The sequence below is a fragment of the Mesorhizobium sp. M0276 genome (assembly GCF_040321755.1).
Taxonomy (GTDB): domain Bacteria; phylum Pseudomonadota; class Alphaproteobacteria; order Rhizobiales; family Rhizobiaceae; genus Mesorhizobium.
On record NZ_JAMYSC010000022.1, the window covers coordinates 85,943 to 108,260 of the forward strand.

General features: G+C 61.4%; 27 protein-coding genes and 2 pseudogenes. 20 read left to right on the plus strand and 9 right to left on the minus strand.

Annotated elements, in window-relative coordinates:
• Positions 1 to 13: 13 nt before the first annotated feature.
• Positions 14 to 946 (minus strand): LysR family transcriptional regulator, encoded by a 933-nt coding sequence (locus tag NKJ01_RS18680; protein WP_352730002.1) that lies wholly within the window; start codon positions 944 to 946, stop codon positions 14 to 16.
• 3 nt (positions 947 to 949) lie between these two features.
• Positions 950 to 1,535: pseudogene (locus NKJ01_RS18685) on the minus strand (L,D-transpeptidase).
• Positions 1,536 to 1,620: 85 nt separating this feature from the next.
• Here NKJ01_RS18685 and NKJ01_RS18690 point away from each other — a divergent pair.
• The 6 genes from NKJ01_RS18690 (at position 1,621) to NKJ01_RS18715 (ending at position 6,650) form a co-directional block, all read left to right on the plus strand.
• On the plus strand, positions 1,621 to 2,553 hold the full coding sequence (locus NKJ01_RS18690; RefSeq protein ID WP_352730004.1) for a hypothetical protein: 933 nt from the start codon (positions 1,621 to 1,623) through the stop codon (positions 2,551 to 2,553).
• A gap of 18 nt (positions 2,554 to 2,571) precedes the next feature.
• Positions 2,572 to 3,204: a hypothetical protein gene (locus tag NKJ01_RS18695; RefSeq protein WP_352485942.1), complete on the plus strand. Its 633-nt coding sequence runs from the start codon at positions 2,572 to 2,574 to the stop codon at positions 3,202 to 3,204.
• A gap of 80 nt (positions 3,205 to 3,284) precedes the next feature.
• On the plus strand, positions 3,285 to 4,055 hold the full coding sequence (gene sctJ, locus NKJ01_RS18700) for a type III secretion system inner membrane ring lipoprotein SctJ (RefSeq protein WP_352730006.1): 771 nt from the start codon (positions 3,285 to 3,287) through the stop codon (positions 4,053 to 4,055).
• Positions 4,052 to 4,681: a SctK family type III secretion system sorting platform protein gene (locus NKJ01_RS18705; protein ID WP_352730008.1), complete on the plus strand. Its 630-nt coding sequence runs from the start codon at positions 4,052 to 4,054 to the stop codon at positions 4,679 to 4,681. The genes sctJ and NKJ01_RS18705 overlap by 4 nt, the downstream gene beginning before the upstream one ends.
• Complete coding sequence (gene sctL, locus NKJ01_RS18710) at positions 4,678 to 5,295, plus strand: type III secretion system stator protein SctL (RefSeq protein WP_352730010.1); 618 nt, start codon at positions 4,678 to 4,680, stop codon at positions 5,293 to 5,295. Before NKJ01_RS18705 ends, sctL begins: the two co-directional genes overlap by 4 nt.
• The gene (locus NKJ01_RS18715) at positions 5,292 to 6,650 is read left to right on the plus strand and encodes a FliI/YscN family ATPase (RefSeq protein WP_352730012.1); all 1,359 of its coding nucleotides are present in this window, start codon (positions 5,292 to 5,294) and stop codon (positions 6,648 to 6,650) included. The genes sctL and NKJ01_RS18715 overlap by 4 nt, the downstream gene beginning before the upstream one ends.
• Here NKJ01_RS18715 and NKJ01_RS18720 read toward each other — a convergent pair.
• On the minus strand, positions 6,634 to 6,984 hold the full coding sequence (locus NKJ01_RS18720) for a hypothetical protein (RefSeq protein ID WP_198032217.1): 351 nt from the start codon (positions 6,982 to 6,984) through the stop codon (positions 6,634 to 6,636). The genes NKJ01_RS18715 and NKJ01_RS18720 overlap by 17 nt on opposite strands.
• A gap of 219 nt (positions 6,985 to 7,203) precedes the next feature.
• On the opposite strand from NKJ01_RS18720, the gene sctQ reads away from it, so the two are divergent.
• The 6 genes from sctQ to NKJ01_RS18750 all read left to right on the plus strand — a co-directional run bounded on the left by sctQ (position 7,204) and on the right by NKJ01_RS18750 (position 11,452).
• The gene (gene sctQ / locus NKJ01_RS18725) at positions 7,204 to 8,262 is read left to right on the plus strand and encodes a type III secretion system cytoplasmic ring protein SctQ (RefSeq protein WP_352485938.1); all 1,059 of its coding nucleotides are present in this window, start codon (positions 7,204 to 7,206) and stop codon (positions 8,260 to 8,262) included.
• Positions 8,255 to 8,908, plus strand: a complete 654-nt coding sequence (gene sctR / locus NKJ01_RS18730; RefSeq protein WP_352730014.1) for a type III secretion system export apparatus subunit SctR — start codon at positions 8,255 to 8,257, stop codon at positions 8,906 to 8,908. Before sctQ ends, sctR begins: the two co-directional genes overlap by 8 nt.
• Before the next feature lie 15 nt (positions 8,909 to 8,923).
• Positions 8,924 to 9,193 carry an EscS/YscS/HrcS family type III secretion system export apparatus protein gene (locus NKJ01_RS18735; protein ID WP_023758730.1) on the plus strand — a complete coding sequence of 90 codons (270 nt, stop codon included), beginning with the start codon at positions 8,924 to 8,926 and terminating at the stop codon, positions 9,191 to 9,193.
• Positions 9,194 to 9,202: 9 nt separating this feature from the next.
• Positions 9,203 to 10,018 (plus strand): type III secretion system export apparatus subunit SctT, encoded by an 816-nt coding sequence (gene sctT, locus NKJ01_RS18740; RefSeq protein WP_352730016.1) that lies wholly within the window; start codon positions 9,203 to 9,205, stop codon positions 10,016 to 10,018.
• A 170-nt stretch (positions 10,019 to 10,188) separates the two neighbouring features.
• Positions 10,189 to 11,037, plus strand: coding sequence for a D-glutamate cyclase family protein (locus NKJ01_RS18745; protein WP_023758728.1), 849 nt, complete (start codon positions 10,189 to 10,191; stop codon positions 11,035 to 11,037).
• 250 nt (positions 11,038 to 11,287) lie between these two features.
• Entirely contained in the window at positions 11,288 to 11,452 is a 165-nt protein-coding gene (locus NKJ01_RS18750; protein WP_023758727.1) for a hypothetical protein, read from the plus strand.
• A gap of 830 nt (positions 11,453 to 12,282) precedes the next feature.
• On the opposite strand, the gene NKJ01_RS18755 is transcribed toward NKJ01_RS18750, so the two are convergent.
• Positions 12,283 to 12,420 (minus strand): hypothetical protein, encoded by a 138-nt coding sequence (locus tag NKJ01_RS18755; RefSeq protein ID WP_352730018.1) that lies wholly within the window; start codon positions 12,418 to 12,420, stop codon positions 12,283 to 12,285.
• Between NKJ01_RS18755 and NKJ01_RS18760 the strand changes: the two genes are divergently transcribed.
• From NKJ01_RS18760 to NKJ01_RS18770, 3 genes are read left to right on the plus strand one after another with little or no spacing between them, the layout of a single operon-like run.
• Positions 12,419 to 12,727 (plus strand): hypothetical protein, encoded by a 309-nt coding sequence (locus NKJ01_RS18760; protein ID WP_352730020.1) that lies wholly within the window; start codon positions 12,419 to 12,421, stop codon positions 12,725 to 12,727. The genes NKJ01_RS18755 and NKJ01_RS18760 overlap by 2 nt on opposite strands.
• 17 nt (positions 12,728 to 12,744) lie before the next feature.
• Positions 12,745 to 13,059, plus strand: a complete 315-nt coding sequence (locus NKJ01_RS18765) for a helix-turn-helix domain-containing protein (RefSeq protein ID WP_352601167.1) — start codon at positions 12,745 to 12,747, stop codon at positions 13,057 to 13,059.
• Positions 13,052 to 14,296 (plus strand): type II toxin-antitoxin system HipA family toxin, encoded by a 1,245-nt coding sequence (locus NKJ01_RS18770; protein WP_352730022.1) that lies wholly within the window; start codon positions 13,052 to 13,054, stop codon positions 14,294 to 14,296. Before NKJ01_RS18765 ends, NKJ01_RS18770 begins: the two co-directional genes overlap by 8 nt.
• 30 nt (positions 14,297 to 14,326) lie before the next feature.
• Here NKJ01_RS18770 and NKJ01_RS18775 read toward each other — a convergent pair whose 3' ends face one another.
• The 3 genes and pseudogenes from NKJ01_RS18775 to NKJ01_RS18785 all read right to left on the minus strand — a co-directional run.
• The gene (locus tag NKJ01_RS18775) at positions 14,327 to 14,485 is read right to left on the minus strand and encodes a hypothetical protein (RefSeq protein WP_156938521.1); all 159 of its coding nucleotides are present in this window, start codon (positions 14,483 to 14,485) and stop codon (positions 14,327 to 14,329) included.
• Positions 14,482 to 14,895 carry a c-type cytochrome gene (locus NKJ01_RS18780; RefSeq protein WP_352730024.1) on the minus strand — a complete coding sequence of 138 codons (414 nt, stop codon included), beginning with the start codon at positions 14,893 to 14,895 and terminating at the stop codon, positions 14,482 to 14,484. The genes NKJ01_RS18775 and NKJ01_RS18780 overlap by 4 nt, the downstream gene beginning before the upstream one ends.
• Positions 14,896 to 15,201: 306 nt before the next feature.
• Positions 15,202 to 15,780 (minus strand): annotated as a pseudogene (locus NKJ01_RS18785) (sensor histidine kinase); the annotation flags it as partial.
• A gap of 22 nt (positions 15,781 to 15,802) precedes the next feature.
• On the opposite strand from NKJ01_RS18785, the gene NKJ01_RS18790 reads away from it, so the two are divergent.
• Positions 15,803 to 15,916, plus strand: coding sequence for a hypothetical protein (locus NKJ01_RS18790; RefSeq protein WP_352601115.1), 114 nt, complete (start codon positions 15,803 to 15,805; stop codon positions 15,914 to 15,916).
• Between the two features lie 135 nt (positions 15,917 to 16,051).
• Here NKJ01_RS18790 and NKJ01_RS18795 read toward each other — a convergent pair whose 3' ends face one another.
• The gene (locus NKJ01_RS18795) at positions 16,052 to 16,306 is read right to left on the minus strand and encodes a hypothetical protein (RefSeq protein WP_352601117.1); all 255 of its coding nucleotides are present in this window, start codon (positions 16,304 to 16,306) and stop codon (positions 16,052 to 16,054) included.
• 236 nt (positions 16,307 to 16,542) lie between these two features.
• Positions 16,543 to 17,211 carry a GntR family transcriptional regulator gene (locus tag NKJ01_RS18800; protein WP_023758719.1) on the minus strand — a complete coding sequence of 223 codons (669 nt, stop codon included), beginning with the start codon at positions 17,209 to 17,211 and terminating at the stop codon, positions 16,543 to 16,545.
• Positions 17,212 to 17,341: 130 nt separating this feature from the next.
• On the opposite strand from NKJ01_RS18800, the gene NKJ01_RS18805 reads away from it, so the two are divergent.
• Genes NKJ01_RS18805 through NKJ01_RS18820 form a run of 4 tightly spaced genes read left to right on the plus strand, consistent with a single transcriptional unit; the run spans position 17,342 to position 22,248 of the window.
• Entirely contained in the window at positions 17,342 to 17,929 is a 588-nt protein-coding gene (locus NKJ01_RS18805) for an amino acid synthesis family protein (protein ID WP_031260025.1), read from the plus strand.
• Positions 17,922 to 19,718 (plus strand): alpha/beta fold hydrolase, encoded by a 1,797-nt coding sequence (locus NKJ01_RS18810; RefSeq protein ID WP_352730027.1) that lies wholly within the window; start codon positions 17,922 to 17,924, stop codon positions 19,716 to 19,718. Before NKJ01_RS18805 ends, NKJ01_RS18810 begins: the two co-directional genes overlap by 8 nt.
• Positions 19,719 to 19,723: 5 nt before the next feature.
• On the plus strand, positions 19,724 to 20,773 hold the full coding sequence (locus NKJ01_RS18815; protein ID WP_352730029.1) for an LLM class flavin-dependent oxidoreductase: 1,050 nt from the start codon (positions 19,724 to 19,726) through the stop codon (positions 20,771 to 20,773).
• The gene (locus tag NKJ01_RS18820; protein ID WP_352730031.1) at positions 20,770 to 22,248 is read left to right on the plus strand and encodes an aldehyde dehydrogenase; all 1,479 of its coding nucleotides are present in this window, start codon (positions 20,770 to 20,772) and stop codon (positions 22,246 to 22,248) included. The genes NKJ01_RS18815 and NKJ01_RS18820 overlap by 4 nt, the downstream gene beginning before the upstream one ends.
• Positions 22,249 to 22,318 lie beyond the last annotated feature (70 nt).

The window sequence follows — 22,318 nt, forward strand, 5'->3', positions numbered from 1 at the left end:
CTGCCGGCCCAATCTAGCGTCCGTCAGCAGGCTGCGCCTTGCCGCTTCTCGCGGCATAGGCGTGCGCGACGCAGGCGGCCAGCTTCGCCGCCCGCTCCGCTATCGGATTGGATGGTTCGGAAGAATAGGAGGCGGTAAACCGCAGGTCGGACGGGTGCCATTCGCAGTCGACAATGCGCAATGTGCCGCTTGCGGTATAGTCGTGGACGACTTCCTCGGGGAGCGAGGCTATCCCGATACCGTTGAGAGTCATCTTGATGGAGGCGGCCAGCGAATTGGCCGGAAAGATACGCGGCGTCTTTTCCAGTTCGCTGGTGAGCTTGCGGTAAAGTTCGCTGTAGGGTCTGGTGGTGCGCGCGTAGCTGATGATCGGAAACTGCATCAGATCATTCAGCGTCAGCTTGCTTCGGTTGGCCAATTTCAATTGCGGCGAACAGACCCAGACGAGCGGAAAGGATGGCAGCTCGATGTTCTCGATGCTGTGCTCCAGAATCGGGCCCATCAGCACTGCAAGATCGAGCCTGTGGGACATGAGTTCGTTGCGAAGGGTCGTCGTCGCATCAACGACAATATCCGTATCGACAAGCGGGTAGTTTGCTTGCAATTCCTTCAGGAAATCCGGAAGCCAGGTGTGCACGATGGATTCGGCAACCCCGAGCCGAAGCACCCCTGCCGTCTCTGAAAGAGAGTTGGCCGCCAGCTGCAGCCGTTCCGCTACGCGCAGGACCCGTTGAGCAGGTGGCAGCAGCCGTTGTCCCTCGGCGGTCAGCCTGACGGTGCTGCTGTGCCGTTCGAACAGCTTGGCGCCCAGCGCTTCTTCCAGGCCGGCAATTCGGGTGGATACCGCCGGCTGCGTCGTGTTAAGGCGTTCCGCTGCCTTTCGAAAGCTTCCGAACGTGGCAACCAGGAGAAAGGTTTCGAGCTGCTTGATGTTGAAAGGGATCACGATTCAATGCCGGACAATAATCTGAGCTCCAATCTTTACGCGGTCATATAGATCGATAACGTCTTCATTGGTCAGGCGGATGCATCCCGAGGAGTTGGCCTGTCCGACGGTCCATGGCTGGTTGGTGCCGCGGACGCGATAAAGCGTATTTCCGATATAAAGGGCGCGGGCGCCCAATGGGGTTTGGTCCTCCCGCGACATGAGCGGGCAGCAAGCGACCCTTGGATGCTTTCCCGGATCGCATATCGGCAGGCGGTCGCCAATCCGGCCAGTTTCTCTTGCTCGAAATCGTGTCGCGACCGGCCCACTCCAGGCCCTCCTTGCCAACCCCCACTGCATACCGCAGCGCTTTGCCGTCCCCAACGATGTAATAAAGACGCCGCTCCGTGGTGTTGATGACGATCGATCCCTTCGGTTGAGCCCCGCTGAAGTTCACGATTTGCCTTGGGATCGCTAACCGCTCAGGCAGCATTCCTTCGTCCGACGTCTGGTCGGGAGCGGAAGGGGAGACCAGCACATTTCTCGCCTGATCGTAAGTCCAGCATCTAGGGTCATAAGCGCTGTTCGATTGGGCCTGCGCTGAAGCCATGGCGGCAACCAGCGTGGCAGCAACCAAGGCTGCCGCTGCCAGTCTCCGGCTGAGACGTGGGCCGAACAGGATACTGCCTCCCGCTATGCTGGCGGGAGCGAACGCGTTCGCGAGCAGGGCCCTGTTTGCCACCACCGACACCTTTCTGCATCCAGGCGTTGAACAGGGGATCACACACGGGTCCCGCCTGATTCCAGCGCGCACCATATCGCTTTGCTCACTGTTCGCAACATTTGGCACCGAACTAGCATCGGCAATCCAATTGGACTTCCAATTTCGCAGTGCGCACGTTAGAGTGAACCCGGCGGGCAAAACCATGAAGCGAGCGATGCGGGTCACCACTCGTGGGTCGCTTGCAATAGGACAAAAGTTGACGGGACGCGGTATTTGCCATGCGGATCGGTTGTCGGGAGCCAGGGCTGCCTTTGCCGCCTGCGGCCTTGCCGTGGTCCTGGCGCTCGGCTTTGGCTCGCAGCACGCATACGCTGCCGAACCGCGATGGCCACCTGGCCCTTACAAATACATCACGGTCGACCAGTCGGTGGCAGACGCGCTGGTCGAGTTTGGCCGCAACATGCGAGTGCCGATGCGCGTCAGCAAGCTTGTGAAAGGACGCCTGAGCGCCGGCATGCCGGCGGGGACGGCCCACGAGTTTCTGGAACAGATTTGCAATCGATACGGGCTGGTCTGGTATTTCGACGGCATCGTCATGAACGTTGCGACCGAAGCCGAAATCCAGACGGAAATGATCCCGCTTGATGCAAACACGGCTGCCGGTGCGGAAGATCGGCTTTCGCGGCTGGGCGTCATCGATCCGAGGTTTCCGGTAAAGGTTTCCAAGCAAGACGATGTCGTCTCGGTATCGGGGCCACCCTCCTACATCGAACTGGTCAGGAAAACGCTCGGAGTTCCCGCGGCAACGGGCACGAAGCCGGAGCCGGGCAAGGTTGTTTCGGTCCGCGTTTTCCGCGGAAGGCAGGTGGAGGCGTATGACGTCCCCTCCGCCGAGAAGAACTAGGGAACGGGAGGCAGGTTCATGCAGATCGCACCGATTGGAGCCTTGGAGGCTACGCTTGCAAACTTGACCACCAGCATAAGCTCACAACAGCAGATCACCGCTGGCGCCGCGGCGCAGCCTGGCAATCGAATGGCCGGTGCCAAGCAGGAAAAGCACGACGCCGTGAGGGTCAACACGCCTGAGCGCGGTGATGTCGCCACACGGGAAGGTCAGCAGGTGGCACAAGCGTCGTCCGGTGCCAATCCGGCAATGGCTGGGCAATCCTCCAAGCCGGAAAGGACGGAAGCGATCGTCGAACGCCAACTCTTCGACTATCTGGCCGAGGCAGAGAAGGCAGGGGGCGGGGCGTTCACGGATCCGTCGGCCCTGTTCGGGTCGGCCGTTCGGTCGTTGGACGGAACCATGCAGCAGGTCCAGAAAGCCCTGGGCCAGGCGAACGCCCCGGTGAGCGCCGATGCAGCTACGGTGCAGGATGCCGCCGGCAAGACGGCCCCGTCAGGCAAGGAAGCAGAAAATTCCCCGGCAAAGAATGCCGAGCAACTTCTCGAACGGTCCATTTCGGTGATGTGGGCAGCCGCCAATCTCGAGGTGGTGACGAGCAGCGTGACGGCCGTCACGTCGTCCACCAGCACGCTGATCAAACAACAGTGAATGCCGCGGGGTGTTTCGTGCCGACGCTAACCTTGCCGTGGCGGTCAACGCTATTGAATCGATGCGGCGCCCGGTGGCGCGTGGCGTTGATTGTTATCGGCATGCTTGCGTTGCAGGCGTGCTCGGAGGAGCTCTATTCCAACCTCAACCAGCGGCAGGCCAACGAGATCGTGGCCACGTTGATGCGTCATGGGATTCCTGCCCAACGCGAGACCGCTAAAGATGGGAAAATGACGGTTTCCGTGCAGAAAAATCGGTTCGCCGACGCAATGGCGATTCTGGATGAAAGCGGATTGCCCAAACAGGAATTCCAGACGCTGGGCGACGTGTTCAAGAGAGGTGGGCTGGTGTCCTCGCCGGTGGAAGAGCGGGCGGCGATGATCTATGGCCTGAGCCAGGAGCTGTCGCAGACGATCTCGGATATCGACGGCGTGCTTTCCGCGCGCGTCCATCTTGTCCTGCCCGAAAACGATCCGCTGAGACAGCAGCTGGTGCCGTCGTCCGCCTCCGTCTTCATCCGGCATCGCGCATCGGTTCCGATGAATGAGCTGATCCCACAGGTCAAGATGCTGGTGGCCAAGGGTATCGCCGGACTGACCTATGACAATGTTTCCGTCACCCTCATTCCGGTAACGGCGGCGGCCCCCGAGCAGGGAACCGGCGAGGCGGGCTTCACGACGTTCCTCGGCCTTTGGTTGCATCCGGACAGCGTCGTCGCCGCGATGTGGCTGTTCTACGGCATGGCGGCGGCCATACTCGCGCTGGCTGCCCGGCTGGCCTACCTCCGGTGGTACCGACAGCCCGGCGTCTATGCGCTCGATGCTTCGGCACTGTCTGTGAAAAAGACATGACCGAGACCGGCTCGAAGCAAACCGCCAGCCCGGAATGGCAGGCATTCGTATCCAACCCCGCATCCTATGTGGATGCGGCCAGGCTCGCGGAATGCCTTGACGGCACGATCGGCGAGGCTGTCTGCGAGCGCATGCTGCAGTCGCGACGCCTGCATGAACGATTATCGGAGCTTCTGGCGGAGCGTCATAAGCTGTCTTCAGCAGTCGAAGAGCCGGCCGACGAGGTTGATCGAGCGATCGCCTTGTCCTCCGGCGAGGAGCTGGAGGAACTTGCGCTTCGCGCCGGCGCGATCTACTGGGCCGGCAGTCTGGCCGCTGTCATTGTTGGACGCGAAGCGGCCGCGTGGCAGGCAGCGCTTGGCGCGGATCTCTGCGCTTTCGCGGTCGCCAACCGAGATCTGGCCGGTCCGATGCAGCGGTTGGAACCCCTGGAGGACATTTACGGCCGTGTCTATGCCCACGGCCTGAGTTGCCTTGGCGCCTGGTGTCAGGCGATGCCTGGCGATACGAGCATGCGGGTGCGCCTCAAGCTGGTGCCGCACGAGCTTGTCGATCAGAGGGCAGGCGAACCCTTTGCCGAGACCGGTCCCGCGATTGTTCGACGAGCGATGAGCTCGGCGGGATGATCGAACCGGGCAAAGCGACCGATGCCGTGCCGGGGCGCCCTTTCGCCCGGATCCTGCGCGCCGCCGAGGTGCGCGCCCTGCAGGATGGGCATGCCTTTCTCGATGAAGCAAGGCGCGATGCGCAGCAGTTGCGTGATGCCGCTCGGCGAGCCTATGCGGCTGAATATGCGCAGGGCTATGAAGACGGCAAGGCGCAAGGCGATGCGGACGCCACACGCTTGATCAGCGAGACGGCGGTCAAGGTGGATCGCTATTTTGGCGGGCTGGAAGCCGAAGTCATCAGCCTGGCCCTCGATGTCGTCAGGCGAATGCTTGGAGAATTCGACGTCAGCACGCTTGTCGCGAAGGCGGCAAGGCAGGCTGTGATTGAAATTCGCCGCGCCAAATATCTGAAAGTCCGAGTTCATCCCGCTTCCGTCGACAGGGTTCGCGATGAGTTGGACGCTGTCTTGCGCGAGAGTGATCTGGGCATGACGGTCGAGATCGACGCGGATGACGCATTGGCAACCGGCGCCTGCATCGTTTCGACCGACTTTGCCGTCGTCGATGCGAGCATCGACGCGCAGCTCCAAGCCATAGCTGCCGCGATTGCGTCAAAGGCGGAGGTTCCATGAAAGAGCCCGCTGTTGATATCGAAAGCCGTCTGGCGTCCCTCATTCCGAACCTGCGCTCCGCCCTCCGCAACGATGCCAGCCGGCCCAGGAAAGGGCGTGTACGGCGGGTCACCGGCACGATCATCCATGCGACCGTCGAGGAGGCCCGGATCGGCGAGATATGCGAACTGGTCGACCCCAGGACCGGCAAGACGACCAAGGCGGAAGTCGTCGGCCTCATGGACGAAATGGCGATCCTTGTTCCGCTTGGCGATCTGAGCGGTCTTTCAAGCCTGACGGAGGTAGTCGCGACCGGAAAGGACCAGCGTGTGCCCGTCGGTCCCGGGCTTCTCGGCCGGGTGATCAGCGCGCTCGGCGAGCCCTTGGACGGCAAGCCGCTTTCGCAGGATGGCATGACCGGCAGCTATCCGGTCAATGCCTATCCGCCATCTCCGCTGGAGCGCAGCTTGATTTCCGAGCCGATCCAGCTCGGAATCCGCGTCCTCGACGGGCTGCTCACCTGCGCGCGCGGGCAGCGCGTCGGCATCTTCGGCGAACCTGGCGTCGGCAAGTCGATCCTGCTTTCAGACATCGTCAGAGGCACCGATGCCGATGTTGCCGTGGTCGCCCTTGTTGGAGAGCGCGGACGTGAAGTGCGTGAGTTCCTCGAACATCAGCTTGGACCGGAAGGGCGGCAGCGGGCAATCGTCGTCGTCGCGACCTCCGACCGGCCTGCCATCGAGCGCGTCAAGGCCGCCTATGTGGCGACCAGCATTGCCGAATATTTTCGCGACCAGGGTAAGCATGTGCTGCTTACGATGGACAACATAACGCGGTTTGCCCGTGCGCAGCGCGAGATTGGCCTGGCCTCGGGCGAGCCATCGACGCGTCGCGGCTTTCCATCTTCGCTGTTCGCGGTCTTGCCCCGCCTGCTCGAGCGCTCAGGCCCCGGCCGCGTCGGTTCCATCACAAGCCTCTACAGCGTTCTGTTGGAAGGCGACGGCACGCTGGATCCTGTCGCCGAGGAAATTCAGGCGCTCCTCGACGGCCACGTCTTCCTGTCGAACGAACTCGCGCAGCGGAACCATTTCCCGGCCATCGACGTCCTGCGCAGCCGAAGCCGCCTCATGGATGCGGTTGTACCGCCGGCCCATCGGTCTGACGCCAGCCGCCTGCGTGAGTTGCTTGCCCGCTACGCCGACATCGAACTTCTCCTGCGGGTCGGTGAATACGAAAAGGGAAGCGATGCCGTCGCGGACGAGGCGGTGGCGAAGATCGATGCCATCAACGCCTTTCTGCGTCAGGCGTCCGCTACACACGAGAGCATCGACAAGACGCGCCAACTCATGCGGGAAATCGTCAATGAAAGATCGTGACATGATCGCTCGATTGGGCGACCTCAGACGCCGCCGGGAAGAACGCGCCAAGGAAGGCGTGATCAGAAGGCACGCCGCTGCGCATCGGGCCGCGAAGGAGGTTCAGGCGGCAGCCGCTGCGGTCACCGAACACCTCCGGCGCACGGTTGACGCAGAAGAGGCAGCGTTCGGTTCGCTGGTTGGGCAGCCGGTAAAGGCTGCCAGCTTCCATCGGCTTCAGGGACGGTTCGAAATCGCCGCCAGAAAAACCGAGCAGTTGCGCGAAAACGAGAAGATTGCCGGCGCCGCCGAGGAGCGACGGAAAGAGGAGTTGTCGGCAGCCCGCAATGATCATCGTGCGAGCCTGAAGGCGGTGACGAAGCTGGATGGCCTGTTGGAGCATCTGACCAAACGCAGCGCGCGCCGTCGCCTCGCTCTTTCCGAGCTTGTCGAGGAAGAGGAACGCGATCCGCCGCGCTTGCCAACAGAACGATAGCCCATCCGTGATCGTGGATATGGAAGTGTAATGCCTCAGGCCCTGGCGTCGGCAAAAACGAAAGCGCGCGGAAAACCGGTGAAACGCTCAGCCGGACTGCCGGGCGTCGGCGAACGGCTGACACTGGAATCCGTCGCGGCCGCGGAAGTCGGGGCATTGAACGCCTTCTACCGCCGCCGCGCCCCAGCGCAGATCACCATCGCGGGGAAGGCAATGACGATTGCTGCCGTCTGGCCGGCGGCGAACCCTGCGGACCAGCGGCTGTGCACGATTGCGTTCACCGTCGCAGGCAAGGTCGCCAAATTGCGCCTGCCGCTTTCTGTGGTCGAACGAGCCTTCGCCAAGGCGGACGAGCTGGTCGACATGAAACGACTGGCGCCCACTCACGCCGCACTGCTGCTGGAATCCGCATTCGAAGAGGACCTCGAAAGGATTGAGAGCAAGCTGGGTGAGAGGATCGCGCTCACCTCGGTTGAACGAAGAGATACGGTTTCGGAGCAAATCCCCCTCGCTTTTGTCATGGCCGGCAACGACGAAACGATAGACTGCGTGTTGAACACGACGGACGCCGGCCTGGCGGTTCGGATCGGCCGCCTTCTCGACGAGATCGGCAAAGCGAGGCCGCCGATTCCGGCCGAATTCCCACTGTCGGTGTGCCTTCGACGTGGCGCGCTGACGATCACCCTTGGCGAGCTTCAAAGCCTGCAGCCTGGCGATGTGGTGCTTTTCAGGGATGCGGAGGAAGAACGCATGGCGGCACTCATCATTGCCGAGCGTCTTTATGCGCCGGTGACCTTGACTGCCGGTGGCCCGCAATTGCTTGCCGCGCCGTCTGCAATCGCTGGATCGAATTGGGAGTGGACCATGAACCAGAACACGCCGCCGCCAGCCGGCCAGACATTGGAAGAGTCGACTCTGGACGAGTTGCCGGTCGCGCTTGCCTTCGAGATCGGCCGCACGGCAATGCCTCTTGGGGACGTAAGGCAGCTTGCGCCCGGCGCTATCATTGCGCTCACCGATGTAACGCAGGAGACTGTCGACATCATCGCCAACGGCAAGCGTGTCGGTCGTGGCGAGATCGTGCGGATTGGGGAAAACCTGGGCGTGCGGATCGTCCGTATGTTCGACAATGCTTGAGAATTCGCCCAACCTCCTTGGGATTCTGATCGCTGTAGGCTTCGTCGGGTTGCTGCCGCTGGCCGTCGTCACGATGACGGGCTTCCTGAAAATTTCGGTCGTGCTGTTTCTTGTGCGCAACGCGCTTGGCGTCCAGCAGATGCCGCCCAATCTGGTGCTCTACGGAATAGCGCTTGTGCTTACGGTCTATGTCACCACGCCGTTGCTGAGCGAGATGTCGGGCCGGCTTCAGGAAGGACAAATTCAGTTCCAGACTACGGACGACCTTGCCAGGGCGGCACAAATGGTCAGGGAACCATTGCAGCGACATCTGATGAAATTCACCCAGCCGGAAGAACGGCAGTTCTTTCTCGATGGCACAAGCCGCCTGTGGCCGGAACAGGCGCGGCAGAATCTCAAGGACGACGATCTCTCGATCCTTGTTCCCGCCTTCGTCGCATCCGAGCTTACCCGCGCCTTCGAGATCGGCTTCCTGCTTTATCTTCCTTTCCTCATCATCGATATCGTTGTTGCGAACGTCCTGATGACGCTCGGCATGATCATGGTCTCGCCGGTTCTCATTTCGATCCCGCTGAAACTGTTCCTTTTCGTCGCCATTGATGGCTGGTCGCGGCTGATGCATGGCCTCATCCTGAGTTACGTCTGACACCGCTGGGTTCGCATGAGCAATGACTTCATCCTGGCGAAGGTCCAAAGCGCGCTTCTGACGGTGCTGCTCGCGTCCAGTCCGGCGATCATCGCGGCGTTGGCTGTCGGCATCCTTGTCGGCCTTGCCCAGGCGCTGACGCAGATTCAGGACCAATCGCTGCCGCAGACGATCAAGCTCGTCGTGATCCTGTTGGTCATCATCGTCTTCGGTCCGCTGCTTGGCCAGCAGATCGCGGAGCAGGCCTCGACGGCGCTGGACGAATTCCCCGTCGTCACGCGCTGAGGCACGCGGATGCCGGTCGAACCACTCTTCGCGTCGGTCAAAGAGCTTCAGTTCTATCTTCTGGCAGGGGCTTTCGCGCTCGCACGCCTGACCGGTTTCATGCTCCTGATGCCGCTCTTTTCACGCGTGCCGCTATCCGGCCTTCTGCGCAATGGGGTGGCCCTGGCGTTGGCGGTTCCGGTCTTTCCGATGATCATGACCAAACTGACGAACACCGATATCACGACAACGATGATCGTTCTGTACATGCTCAAGGAGGTCGTTGTCGGGGTGACGCTCGGGCTGGCAATGGGCATACCGTTCTGGGCGGCGGAGGCTGCGGGCGATATCCTGGACCTGCAGCGCGGTTCCACGATGGGGACCCTGATCGATCCGATGATGACCCATGAGACGAGTGCCACCGGCACCTTGCTCGCCGTCATCATGGTGACGATCTATCTGGCAGCCGGTGGCCTGCAGCTCTCCCTGACGAGCCTCTACGACAGCTACGGCCTTTGGCCGATCGACCAACTTCTGCCTGTGTTCAGCAAGGATGCTGCCTGGATATTTCTCGATCTGCTGAATCGCATCCTGGTGATGGCGTTGACCCTTGTGTTCCCGGTCGTTGTCAGCATGCTCTTGTCCGACATTGTGCTGGCTTTCCTGGCGCGCGCCTCGCCGCACCTGAATGTCTTTGCGCTCTCGCTGGTCGTCAAGACGCTGGTGTTCAGCCTCGTACTTGTCCTCTACGCGCCTTTCCTGCTCTTCTACATGAACCGGGACCTGGCCTTTCTGCACGAAGCAGCCCGACAGATAGAAGCGATCGGCTGCCGCAGCTGCCAATGAGAGCGAAAGATTTATGAGCAGAGGCTAATAATAACAGAGGCCTCTGTTGGTCGACCAATAAATACAATTTATCGACGAGGAAAGATTCTGATAATTTGACAGGCGGCCAACCCGTCGATGATCTTACGCCTTCTCGACGTGTCTCTGAAACATGCACATCCTCGGAATCCATGGCTCGCCAGACCACTTCATTGATCTACGAGGACTTGCGACTGGTCGATGCAGATAGGCTGCGCAGACTGGTTAGAACGGGCGCCTATGATGGGCATACGGGAGGGCTTGCGCGCGGCAAATTGCAGGCCAACGTTGTGATTGTGCCCCGCAGCTTTGCCGGAGATTTCCATCAGTTTTGCGTCCGCAATCCGAAACCCTGTCCTTTGGTGGCCGTGAGTCGTGCCGGCAGTCCATTGCTCCCCGCCTTGGGTGACATCGATATCCGCACCGATGCGCCCCAGTACAACATCTATTGGTTTGGGGAGATGATCCGTCGGAAAACCGACATCATCGATTTATGGCGGGATGACTTTGCCGCTTTTGCGCTAGGCAGTTCGCTTACCGTCGAGGCAGCACTTGCCGAAAAGGGCGTGAAACTCCGTCGCATCGACGTCGGAAAAACTTCTCCCAAGTTTAGAACCAGGATCGAGACCTTCCAAGTCGGATCGTTTGGTGGCGAAATGGTCGTCTCCATGCGCCCGATAAGACAATGCGACGTCGACAAGGTTCGCGCCCTTACCGCAGGTTTCCCGCATGCGCACGGCTCCCCCATCCATGTCGGGGAGCCGGTGACCATCGGGATACGAGATTTGATGGCTCCCGACTGGGGCGATGCGGTCGAAATCAGGGAAGGGGAGGTCCCTGTATTCTGGGCCAGCAGCCTGACCGCTCAAGACGCTCTTGCGCGTGCCGAACTCGCGATCTCGATCACGGTGTCGCCGGGCCATATGCTGATCACCGACGTGGATGCACAAGCCGTTAGAGCAGTCAGTGTTCGGACGGACTTGAGAACCAGGGCCTGCTGAGGATGCTGTTCGACATATCGACAGTGTCGGCCGGAGGCTAGATTGATTGCCGACGGTGGTGCCACGCTGGCAGCAAGCCTCGGCAAAGCTGCATCCAGCTCAGTAAAGGTAATTTCAAGCGCTTCGGCTTCGTCCATCGTTTTCCTCGCCAATACACCATGCGCCACCCCCATCGGAGCGGCAACTTGCATTCAGCATCCGGTGGAACAATCCGCCCTTCGCCGGGTTTCTCCCGCCGAAGGAGACCTTCATGATCCGTTGGCTTGTCAGAATCGGCGCACTCTATGTTGCGTATAAATTCGGTGAAGAAGTCGGGCGCGCTCAGGCTCGAGTTGATTTGCGCCTACGACCGCAGCCCGATTATGAGAGCACCCCGACCGCCCGTAACGAAGAGGAGTTCGGCGAGCCGATCTGATTGTCATTCGCCGGCCGTAGGTCGGGTCGGAGTTTCCATAGATCCGCCCAACCGAGGCGACACACCTGCACAGTGCCGTCGCTAAGCGCGACGGTGTGGGGAAGTGGTCATGTTATGTCTTTGGGGAAATGGGCGCGATATGGCGGATATCGGAACGCCCCTATCCCCTAGAAAGCGGTGGATAAAAGTCGGCGCCGCCCAAATAGTTCTTGCTAATTTTTCATTTTCGGCGCCAGCGTCTGCTGGGGCTTACTGAAGGCGAAATGCTAAACCGCGTAGCTTCCACCACATCTAATTTGCGCCATTTTAACTTTATTGTTCCCGACGACGTCATTGACGCTGTCGAGGGATATCTCTGCTTTTGTGCCGCCGGACGCATCGTTTCTACCTTTTCGGCAGTTCAAGCAGTGCGAGACAAAGTCCTAGACTGCGAGCTTTCCGACGAGCAGATTGAGTGTTACGCTGTATTGGCTGCGGTCGATGAAGGCCTAGCCGTCCACTTCGATCGGCGAGGACGACAACCGGATCCCTACTCGAGTTTGAGTAGGTGTCACTGGCATCTGGTGCCGATCTGGAAAACCAAGGTGCGGTTGCGAGTTGCCCACGTGTCATTTCGCCGGCCGAACGTAGTCGGTCCTGCCGGCCGTACCCCTCCGCTCATTATCATTGGCAGAACGCAAGCCAGGCCGCAGCGAATAGAATTCCTTCCATGAAACGCGCCTGCCGCGGAATGGTTCGGCGCTCTCCGTAGTGCTGGTGACGCTCGTTGATCGGGGTGCAGGGTTCATGCTGCTTTAACACTGTCGCGCAGTGATGGGATAATCTCGCCATCACCCACATACGACGAACGACAGGTTTTCGTTGTCGTCCTGCCTGTAGGTGACGCCAACCACCTCAACCGACGCGCCGTCGTTGTCTTCTGCCTGAAAAGCGGCGATCGGCATCATCACAATGCCGAGGCCCGCCATGCTCCAGATGCTGGCCGTGTTCGCTGAGTTTGAGACGGCCATTCGCTCGGAGAGGCTGTTGGATGGGATTGCCAAGGCCAAGGCCATCGGCACCAAGTTCGGTCGCAAGGTCAAGGCAACCCCGGAGCGGATCTTCACCATGCGCGCCGATGGCGAGACCGGCCCTGAGGCGATGCGGGATCAGCGCTCACCTAAGGTCATGATCCCCAAACAGTTCATTTACATGACAAATGATCTACAAACAGATCAACCCCTTGACATTGACAGCACAAAAGATGCTTATGCGTATCAAACTAGCTTTGAATGAAACCCATAGGTATCACCATGCCATCGGAATATGCGGGCCTGCTTGAAATAGGTCACCTGCTGAAGCAGGCGCGGCTTACCGCGTCGCTGACGCAGGAGCAGGTCGCCGATATGGCCGGCATATCGCGTCCCCGATATCGCGACATCGAAACGGGCGCAGCCGCGGCACGTGCGACCACCCTGATGAACATCACCCGCGCCCTAGGCCTGGAGATGATGCTGATCCCACAGTCCATGGTTCCTGCCGTCAAGTCCTTGCTGCGACCGCATGACGACGATCTCCCCGCCTTTGTTTCCCAACCCGACGAGGATGATCGTCCCCCGAATGTTTAAAGCACCCAAGGCCATCCCCTCCCTTGACGTGCTGCTGAACGATCTGAAGGTCGGAACGATCGTCAGGACGCCAGGCGATTTCAATGCATTCAATTTCGACGACGCCTATCGAGCGACCGGGGGCTTTCCCGTCCTCAGCCTTTCTTTCCGCGCGGCGGCAGGAGGATTGCGGAAGGATCCAAAGCCTCTTGCCGGGGCCTTACCTGCATTTTTCGCCAACCTTCTTCCAGAAGACAAACTGCGCGAAGCGATGGAGAAACACCACGCAGGCAATGTGCGCGCAGGAAACGATTTTGATCTGCTGGCCGCGCTGGGTGCGGATCTTCCGGGCGCCGTGCGTGTCTTGCCGACCGATGGCACGACGGCAGTTGCCGAGGATGCCTCAAAGGATAGGCCAAAAGCCCGGTTCTCGCTCGCGGGCGTACAGATGAAACTCTCTGTGATGAAGAACACCGGCAAGGGAGGTGGGTTGACCTTGCCTATGGGCGACGAGCAAGGCCAGTACATCGCCAAATTTCCATCGTCGGCGTTCCCCGGCGTCTCTGAAAATGAGTTTGCCAGCCTAGCGCTGGCGGCGGCGATCGGCATGGACGTGCCCGAGCGCGAGCTTGTCGAGAAGTCCGATTTCGAGGGAATTCCCGAGGAGTTCGACACGCTGTCGGACGGCAAGGTTCTCCTCGTCAAACGCTTCGATCGCGTCGTTGGTCGTGAGCGCGTCCATATCGAGGATTTCGCGCAGGTTTTCGGTGTCTATCCCTCGCGCAAATATGAGGGCGCCGCATATCATGACATTGCCTCAGCCCTGAGCGCGGCCGTCTCGCCGACGGCCGCGCTCGAATTCGTGCGCCGTCTGGCGCTGACGGTCATCACCGGCAACGGCGACATGCACCTCAAAAACTGGTCGCTGATCTACCGGGGCCCTGGCGACAAGCCAGAGCTTGCGCCAATTTATGACGTCCTGTCGACCGTGCCCTATATTCCCGCCGACTCGATGGCGCTCTCGCTCGGCGGCGAACGCTCCTTCAAGGCGCTCGCTGCCCCGCGATGGAAGGCGTTCGCCAACCGTGCAAGGCTGCCAGAGCCGGCCGTGCTGAGGACGGTGATCAAGGTCGTCGAGCGCGTCAACGATCATTGGTGGAGCCTTCCGGAACGGGCCGTTATTCCGGAGAAGGTGCTCGAGCGGATTGATGAGCATGTGAAAACGATGACCCCGATACTCGGCACCTGCGCCGCATAAGGAGGGGAATCGCGGCGATGGGATGGCTCCCTACTTGCGCAGATCGATTTCGGAAATGAAAGCCTCGCCGATATGTAGCCTGGCGCTGTAGCGGCCGATGTAGGTCGTCGTGCGCTCCTTGGCCGCCCACATGTTACCGTCCACCTCCTGGATCGGCTCCTCGACCAAGGGAGATTGGATTGATATCATCGAGTAAAAAACCAGTATGCCGTCATTCTCTGATGATCCGAGAGACCAACAAGCGGTCCAGGAACCCGGATGCCTTCGAACGGGACGTTCGCGAGCGCGATCGCCGCGCGCTGGGCGGCATTGGAAACGCCGAAAGTCATTTGGGTGCCAGGCACCATCTGACGCGGCGCCGTGAGGAAGGTGTCGAGCGACTGACTGTCCCAGACGATGTTCGACTCCCGCAACGCGGCTGAATAGCGGGCTCCCTCGATGCTGCCGGCAAGGCGGCCGATGACGCCAGACAGATGCGGACCGGCCCTGTTCTGGCCAGGCTCCATGCTGTGGCACGCCCCGCAGCGCTGCCGGAACAGCCGCTCGCCGTCGGCCTGCTGCGCGGAAGCGGCGGCAGGCAACAGCAGGCCGGCGGCCAACAGCGTAGCCAGGGATGCACGCGCTCGCATGATGGACGTCGCCAGGGATGCGGTTGCAACTCCAGCGGACATAAGGGGGCTGTGTGTCGTGGCTTGTGATTGGTTCATCGGATGGCCTCTGCGAAACGTTGAGGGGAGGAGCTTTGCTGCGGGCCGGAGGCTTCCGGCAGGACCAGCCGCTCGACAGCAACAGCGGTGGCTGGGCAGGGAGGGAGAGGATGCAGGTGATGACTTGTCCTTCGTTGCGACGGCGATGATCCAATCGTGGCGGCAGCGCGGCAGTCCTGATCGCGGGACGGGCTTCGGTCAGACCGGCAACGATCGTAGTCCGGTCGGAGGGTTCGTCTCAGGCACCGGCGCCGGGGCAAGGTGCTTGGCCATGTCGATGAGCGGCAGCCTGATGACAGCGCGAAGGCCCCCGCTCCGGTTCTCCAGCACGATATCGCCGCCGTGGTGACGGGCGATGGGGCGGGCGATTGATAGGCCGAGCCCGACGCCGCCGGTCTCCCGGTTGCGCGACTGCTCCATGCGGAAGAAGGGAGCGAACACCTGTTCCATGTTGCCTGGCGGAATGCCGGGTCCTGCGTCCTCGACCACGATGTCCAGACTGTCGGCACTCCGGACCAGGCTCACCCTTGCCTGTTCGCCATAGCGGACGGCATTCTCGACGAGGTTGCGGATCGCCCTGCGCAGGGAGTCCGGCCGGCCGCGGTACAGCACCTTGGGTCCATCGCTGACGGTGATGTCTTGGCCGAGCTCAGCGAGATCGTCGCAGAGGCTGCCGACCAGCGCCGAAAGATCGACGGTTCGCGTCTCCTCTACCGTGGCGTCCTCGCGCGCGAATGCGAGCGCCGCTTCCGTCATCGTCTGGATCTCCTCGATGGTCAACTGCTTCGACCATGGCGATATGACCTCGATCTGGGGTGGGTACAAGCAGACGGGCAACGGGCGCGACAAGTGCCTTGAGGCGCTATCACAGTACACGCAGACAAAGTCGGTGTGGGTGAATCTCGGCGGCTGATACCTTGGAAGGCCGTCGAGCCCTGCGGGCCCCGGCGGCTCTCTTCTCGCCTCGCGTTGATGTGGCATCCTTCCAATCGCGCGAGGTCGCATTCGCCGGAAATCGGCAGCAGGGCGAGCGACCGGGAATGGAATACTACAGTGATGTTTCTTCTGGAGAGAGGGCGGGTCGCGGCCTGGATGCTAGGTCAATAGCTTCAGCTTCGCCAATTCCCGTCATACACAGCAGCCGAATTACCGTTTCCTGGGTGACGGAGGTGGTTAGCTCCTCCTTCGCGAAAGCAAGGCTCACGCCCACAATGGCAAAAGTCGCCATTTTCCAGGTGAGTTTTGCGTCTTCCCTTGCCGGTGGAAGTCGCCTGGTTCGACCACCCAACTTGACGAGCGTCATGCGGCGAGATCATGCTGACGAACAGAGAGACTTTGACTGTCTCCTCCATTTTCTTCCGCTCCTAGGACGTTGTCGGTCATGACGCGAGCGACCGCGACGCCGAGGCTTGCGCAAGGGAAACAGCTTCCGCGGACGGGCCTACCAAAAAAATTTAGTGAAAGACGCGGACGTGCGCACCCGGAGTCGCCCCCCGAGGACAGCCTTGCCGATTCGACAGAGGCAGCGTCAGGAGAAAATCAGTTGGGACGCAAGGACAGCCGCGCGATGTTCCAAGCCTGCTCGACATGGTGCCGGGCGGCGGCTTGCGCCTTGTCGGCCTCACGTGCCCTTATCGCGTTCATGATATCTTCCATCTCGGCGATCGCGGGACCGCGCCGGTTGGCCGAGGCGATCGTCATCGATCGCAATTGATTGATGCGCACGTTCAATCCTTGCACGATTTCCCAGGCGATCAGCTTGCCTGCGGCAACAAACAAATTCTCGTAAAAGCGCGATGTTGCCCGCATCACCTCGACGGGGATGCTTGAGGCCCATGCCTTGAGCAGGTCCTCATACGCGCGTTCGAGACCTTCAATCTGTTCGCTGGTTGCGGTGAGGGCGCAGGCACGCGCCGCGATCCCCTCAAGCAAGGCACGCAACTCATAGATCTCCTCCGTACGGTTGAGGTCGGGTCGCGCTACCGCCGGCCCGTGCCCTGGAATCATCTGGACAAGGCCCTCGGTCTCCAACTGACGCAGCACTTCTCGAACCACGGAACGACTGACGCCGAGTTGGTCGCAAAGCGGCCGTTCGACAAGCCTTTCACCTGGCTGGAACCGAAAATCCATGATCGCCTCGCGCATGCGTTCCAGCGCTAGGGTCCGAAGCGTTTTTGTCGAGCGCTCGATGCGAAGTGTATCGTCCATGGATTGGTCCTTTCACGAATGACGAAACCAGATTCGAATGCCTGTTGACAAGGCGCTTTGGCCGATAATAGTATGGTATACCATATTATGGAATGTGAGTTCAACCTTGGTCAGTTTCCAGAGGACCTCTATGAGCCCTGCTATTCGGAAGATAGTGACCCATGTCGAGACCACTCTGATCGAGGGTGGCAAGGCGGCACCCAGGCCCCTGCGCCTAATAGGCGTCGCTGCTGTCTTGGACAACCCGTGGGCAGGCAAGGGGTTTACCGATGACCTTTCGCCCGCGATACGGGCTTATGCGCCGGTGCTTGGCGAGTTGCTTACCCGTGAGATTCTTGCCGTCGCCGGTTCCGGCGAGGCGATCGAGGGCTACGGCAAGGCTGCCATCTGCGGCACCTCAGGCGAGATCGAACACGCCTCGGCGCTGATCCACACCCTGCATTTCGGCAACCACTATCGCCGTGCCGTTGGCGCCAAGACCTATCTCGCCTTCACCAATCTGCGTGGCGGGCCGAACACGCCAATCATGATCCCGCTGATGGACAAGAACGACGAAGGCCGCCGCTCCCACTATCTGACCGTGCATTTCCAGATCGGCGACGCGCCGGCGCCGGACGAACTGGTGGTGGCGCTCGGCGCCTCCATTGGCGGACGTCCGCACCACCGCATCGGCGACCGCTATCAGGATCTGAAGGAGGTCGGTGATCTGCATGGCTGACGCCGCCGCCCTTGCATGGGTCCGGGACACGGCTCCGGACGGAACCGGCTTCATCCGTGCCGGCTCCGGCGCGCCGGTTCTGCTCATCCACGGCGTCGGCATGAATGCCGGGATCTGGCAGGCGCAGATCGAGCTGATGCAGGATCGCCGCGAGCTGATCGCCATCGATATGCTCGGCCATGGAAATTCGCCGCTGCCGCCGGAAAACTCCAACCTGTCCGACTTTGCCGACCAGGCGATCCGCTTGCTCGATCACCTCGGTCTCGCCTCTGTTTCGATCGTCGGCCACTCCATGGGGGCGCTGGTCGCTCTCGAAATCGCCCTTCGCGCACCGTCGCGTGTCGACTCCGTCATCTGCCTCAACGGCGTGTTCCGTCGTCCTGAGGCATTGGCGCAGGCGGTGCGCGAACGCGCGGCAGCACTCGGCTCTCATGGCGATCCTTCGGCCATCGCCGCAACGCTTGCCCGCTGGTTCGGCGACCCGCTGCCGGCCACCCTTGCCAGTGCAGCCGCAACGGCACGCACGGCGCTTGAAGGCGTCAGCGCTCAGGGCTACGCGCGCACCTATCGCCTGTTTGCCCGCGCCGATACCGAGCATGTCGACCGCCTGGCCGAGCTCGCAGCGCCGGCACTGTTCATGACCGGATCGGAAGACAGGAATTCCACGCCGGCCATGTCGGCGGCGATGGCCCGACTGGCACCGCACGGGCAATGTCTCGTTCTCAGCGGCGAAAGACATATGATGACAATCGCTTCGCCGGAAAAAGTGACTCAACACATGATGGCGTTTCTCGATGCGGAGAAAGACGCTGCCATTAGGCCGGAGACGGCTGCTGCATTTGACGCCGGCGAATTCAGGCGGGCGCTCGGCTCGTTCCTGACCGGTGTCACCATCGTCACCACGGTCAGTGCGGAGGGCGAGCCACGCGGCTTCACCGCCAACTCCTTCACCTCGGTCTCGCTCGATCCGCCGCTGGTGCTTGTGTGCATCGCCAAGAAGGCGTTGGGGCACAGCGCCTTTTCGACCTCAAGAGGTTTCGCCATCAACATCCTGTCGGAGAGCCAGAAGGCAGAATCCGGCATCTTCGCCTCCAAGGCAGCCGATAAATTCGCTTCTGTTGCCTGGCAGTCCGGGCAAACCGGCAATCCGCTGATCGACGGTTCCGTCGCCGTATTCGATTGCGGCATGGAGCAACTGGTCGACGCAGGTGACCATTCGATCCTGATCGGCCGCGTTCGCGACTTCACCCACAATGGCGCGCAGCCGCTTGGCTATTGCCGCGGCACCTATGTCACACCCGGCCTCAGCCAGGAGGCGCTGGCGGCAGCACCTCATGGGACCGAAGTTGGTGCCATTCTCGAGAATGAAGGCCGCGTGCTGTTCTTCGAAACACCGGGCGGTTTCCACGAATTGCCGGCGGGTCGCGGGCTGGGCTCGCCGAAGGACGCTCGCAGCCTCAAGGGATGCCTCGCCGCCAAGGCTGTCGACGCACAGCTCGGCTTCCTGTTTGCGGTGTGGGACGACGCGGCCGATCCGTCGCGCTCACACGTCTACTACCGGGGAACGGTTACCGCACCCAATCCCAGCGATCGCCAGACGCGGCTTGTCGAGATCGACGATATCGCCGATCTGAAGATCGCCGATCCGGCGGTTCGTTCCATGCTGACCCGCTATATCAGTGAACGCACGGAAGATGCTTTCGGTGTCTATGTCGGCAACGAGGTCGAAGGCGAAGTCCGGCCGCTCGCCAGGGCCGCGTCGTCCCAAGCTCTTACTGGTCGCAGGTGATGCCAATGAAATTTTCGCTTTTCGTCCACATGGAGCGCTCGGAGCTGGAGAAGCCGCATTCCGAGCTGCTGACGGAGCTGGGAGAACTCGTCCAGCTTGCCGAACAGGCCGGCTTCGAGGCCGCCTGGATCGGCGAGCATCACGGCATGGAATTCACCATCTCGCCGAACCCGTTCATCAACATCGCCTATCTGGCCGGCAAGACGTCGACCATCCGCCTCGGCACCGGAACCATCATCGCGCCCTTTTGGCACCCGATCAAACTTGCCGGCGAAGCGGCGATGGCCGACGTCATCACCGGCGGCCGGCTCGACATCGGCATTGCACGCGGCGCCTATGCATACGAATACCAGCGGCTTTTCCCCGGGCTCGAAGCCTGGGGCGCGGGTCAGCGCATGCGCGAAATGGTGCCGGCGATCCGTGGCCTGTGGGATGGCGATTTCGAACTCTCCGGCGAATTCTGGTCGTTCCCGTCGACCACCTCGTCGCCCAAACCGCTGCAAACACCTTATCCGCCGATCTGGGTGGCGGCGCGTGACCCCAATTCGCACGACTTTGCGGTGGCCAATAAATGCAATGTCCAGGTGACGCCGCTCGCCTCCGGCGATGGCGAAGTGGTGAGCCTGATGGAGCGCTTCAACACGGCCTGTGCTGCTCATCCCGAAATAGCGCGACCCGAGATCATGCTCTTGATGCACACATTCGTCGCCGAGGACGCAGCCGACGCCGAGCGTCTGACGCAGGACCTGTCGCAATTCTATTGCCAGTTCGGCGCTTGGTTCCAGAACAAGAAGCCGGTGCGCCAGGGCGTGCTGGAAGAACTGACGGAGGGCGAGATTGCGGCCATGCCGCAATATGCACCGGACAAGATCCGGCAGCATCTTGTGATCGGCGAGGCAGACGAAGTGATCGCCAGGCTGAAGGCCTATGAGGCGCTCGGTTACGACCAGTATTCGATCTGGATCGACAGCGGCCTTTCGCATGAGCGCAAGAAGAAATCGCTGCAGCTATTCATCGACAAAGTGATGCCGGCCTTCCAGGGACCGCGCGCGTGACGAGCACCGGCGAATTCAGGAACTACATAGACGGCCAGTTCGTGGAGGCCGCCTCGACCTTCGACAGCATCGACCCGTCGACCGGCACAACATGGGCAAAAATGCCCGCGGCTTCAGCCGCCGATGTCGACCGCGCCGTCGCGGCCGCACATCGGGCACTGCACTCCGGCCCATGGGCAGCGATGACCGCAACGGCGCGCGGCAAGCTTCTGGTGCGGCTCGGCGATCTGGTTGTCGCCAATGCCGACCGGCTGGCGGAACTCGAGACGCGCGACACCGGCAAGATCATCCGCGAGACGCGCGCCCAGATCGCCTATGTCGGCGACTACTACCGCTATTATGGCGGGCTGGCCGACAAGCACGAAGGCTCATTTGTCCCGATCGACAAGGCCGACATGGAAGTGACCATCCGACCCGAGCCGATCGGCGTCGTCGCGGCGGTCGTGCCGTGGAATTCGCAACTCTTCCTGTCCGCCGTCAAGCTCGGCCCGGCCTTGGCGGCCGGCTGCACTGTCGTCCTCAAGGCTTCGGAGGATGGCCCCGCCCCACTGCTGGCCTTTGCCGAACTCGTGCACGAGGCGGGCTTTCCCGCCGGCAGCGTGAACATCCTGACCGGCTTCGGCCATGATTGCGGCCACCGCCTGACCAGCCATCCGCTCATCGCCCGCGTTGCCTTCACAGGTGGTCCGGCAACCGCCTGCCAGATCGTCAGGAACACCGCGGAAAACCTTGCCTCCACGACGCTCGAACTGGGCGGCAAAAGCCCCGTCGTGGTGTTTGCCGATGCCGATCTCGACAGCGCCGCCAACGCTGTTGTCGCCGGCATTTTCGCCGCCACCGGCCAGAGCTGCGTCGCCGGCTCGCGCCTGCTGGTCGAGCGTTCAGTGAAGGACGAGTTCCTCGCCCGGCTCAAGCACAAGGCCGAGGCGATCCGGATCGGCGACCCGCAGGATCCCGAAACGGAAATGGGGCCGCTTGCCACATCGCGGCAGCGCGAATGGATCGAGAAGACCGTCGCCGAAAGCCTCACCAGTGGCGGCCGGCTGGTCACCGGTGGCAAGCGCCCCGAGGGCAAGGCGGACGGCTTCTACTACGCGCCGACGATCATCGAGGCATCAGACCAGAACCTTGCCTGCGTGCGCGAAGAGCTGTTCGGTCCGGTGCTGAGCGCGCTTGCCTTCGACAGCGAGGCTGAAGCGCTGTCGCTTGCCAACGACACCAGGTTCGGCCTCGCTTCCGGCGTGTTCACCACCAATCTCGCGAAAGCCCATCGCATGGCGCGCGGCATCCACGCCGGTGTGGTCTGGATCAACACCTATCGCGCCGTCTCGCCGCTGGTTCCGTTCGGCGGCTATGGCCAGTCAGGCCTTGGCCGCGAAGGCGGCATGGACGCGATCCACGACTACACGCGTTCGAAATCGGTGTGGATACGCACCTCCGACGACCCAATTCCCGATCCTTTTGTCATGCGGTAGCCGCCGCGGACGGGGATTCGCGATCAAGGCGAAAACGCCGATCGCGAACAGCCAACAACGAAAACAAACA

Bases quoted from the DNA above. Each gene is read 5' to 3' on its own strand.
- NKJ01_RS18690 (WP_352730004.1), top strand. From the start codon at position 1,621: ATGCTGGCGGGAGCGAACGCGTTCGCGAGCAGGGCCCTGTTTGCCACC.
- NKJ01_RS18695 (WP_352485942.1), top strand. From the start codon at position 2,572: ATGCAGATCGCACCGATTGGAGCCTTGGAGGCTACGCTTGCAAACTTG.
- NKJ01_RS18705 (WP_352730008.1), top strand. From the start codon at position 4,052: ATGACCGAGACCGGCTCGAAGCAAACCGCCAGCCCGGAATGGCAGGCA.
- sctL (WP_352730010.1), top strand. From the start codon at position 4,678: ATGATCGAACCGGGCAAAGCGACCGATGCCGTGCCGGGGCGCCCTTTC.
- NKJ01_RS18715 (WP_352730012.1), top strand. From the start codon at position 5,292: ATGAAAGAGCCCGCTGTTGATATCGAAAGCCGTCTGGCGTCCCTCATT.
- NKJ01_RS18720 (WP_198032217.1), bottom strand. From the start codon at position 6,984: ATGATCATTGCGGGCTGCCGACAACTCCTCTTTCCGTCGCTCCTCGGC.
- sctR (WP_352730014.1), top strand. From the start codon at position 8,255: ATGCTTGAGAATTCGCCCAACCTCCTTGGGATTCTGATCGCTGTAGGC.
- NKJ01_RS18735 (WP_023758730.1), top strand. From the start codon at position 8,924: ATGAGCAATGACTTCATCCTGGCGAAGGTCCAAAGCGCGCTTCTGACG.
- sctT (WP_352730016.1), top strand. From the start codon at position 9,203: ATGCCGGTCGAACCACTCTTCGCGTCGGTCAAAGAGCTTCAGTTCTAT.
- NKJ01_RS18745 (WP_023758728.1), top strand. From the start codon at position 10,189: ATGGCTCGCCAGACCACTTCATTGATCTACGAGGACTTGCGACTGGTC.
- NKJ01_RS18750 (WP_023758727.1), top strand. From the start codon at position 11,288: ATGATCCGTTGGCTTGTCAGAATCGGCGCACTCTATGTTGCGTATAAA.
- NKJ01_RS18760 (WP_352730020.1), top strand. From the start codon at position 12,419: ATGCTCCAGATGCTGGCCGTGTTCGCTGAGTTTGAGACGGCCATTCGC.
- NKJ01_RS18755 (WP_352730018.1), bottom strand. From the start codon at position 12,420: ATGGCGGGCCTCGGCATTGTGATGATGCCGATCGCCGCTTTTCAGGCA.
- NKJ01_RS18765 (WP_352601167.1), top strand. From the start codon at position 12,745: ATGCCATCGGAATATGCGGGCCTGCTTGAAATAGGTCACCTGCTGAAG.
- NKJ01_RS18770 (WP_352730022.1), top strand. From the start codon at position 13,052: ATGTTTAAAGCACCCAAGGCCATCCCCTCCCTTGACGTGCTGCTGAAC.
- NKJ01_RS18775 (WP_156938521.1), bottom strand. From the start codon at position 14,485: ATGATATCAATCCAATCTCCCTTGGTCGAGGAGCCGATCCAGGAGGTG.
- NKJ01_RS18790 (WP_352601115.1), top strand. From the start codon at position 15,803: ATGACCTCGATCTGGGGTGGGTACAAGCAGACGGGCAACGGGCGCGAC.
- NKJ01_RS18795 (WP_352601117.1), bottom strand. From the start codon at position 16,306: ATGACGCTCGTCAAGTTGGGTGGTCGAACCAGGCGACTTCCACCGGCA.
- NKJ01_RS18800 (WP_023758719.1), bottom strand. From the start codon at position 17,211: ATGGACGATACACTTCGCATCGAGCGCTCGACAAAAACGCTTCGGACC.
- NKJ01_RS18805 (WP_031260025.1), top strand. From the start codon at position 17,342: ATGAGCCCTGCTATTCGGAAGATAGTGACCCATGTCGAGACCACTCTG.
- NKJ01_RS18810 (WP_352730027.1), top strand. From the start codon at position 17,922: ATGGCTGACGCCGCCGCCCTTGCATGGGTCCGGGACACGGCTCCGGAC.
- NKJ01_RS18815 (WP_352730029.1), top strand. From the start codon at position 19,724: ATGAAATTTTCGCTTTTCGTCCACATGGAGCGCTCGGAGCTGGAGAAG.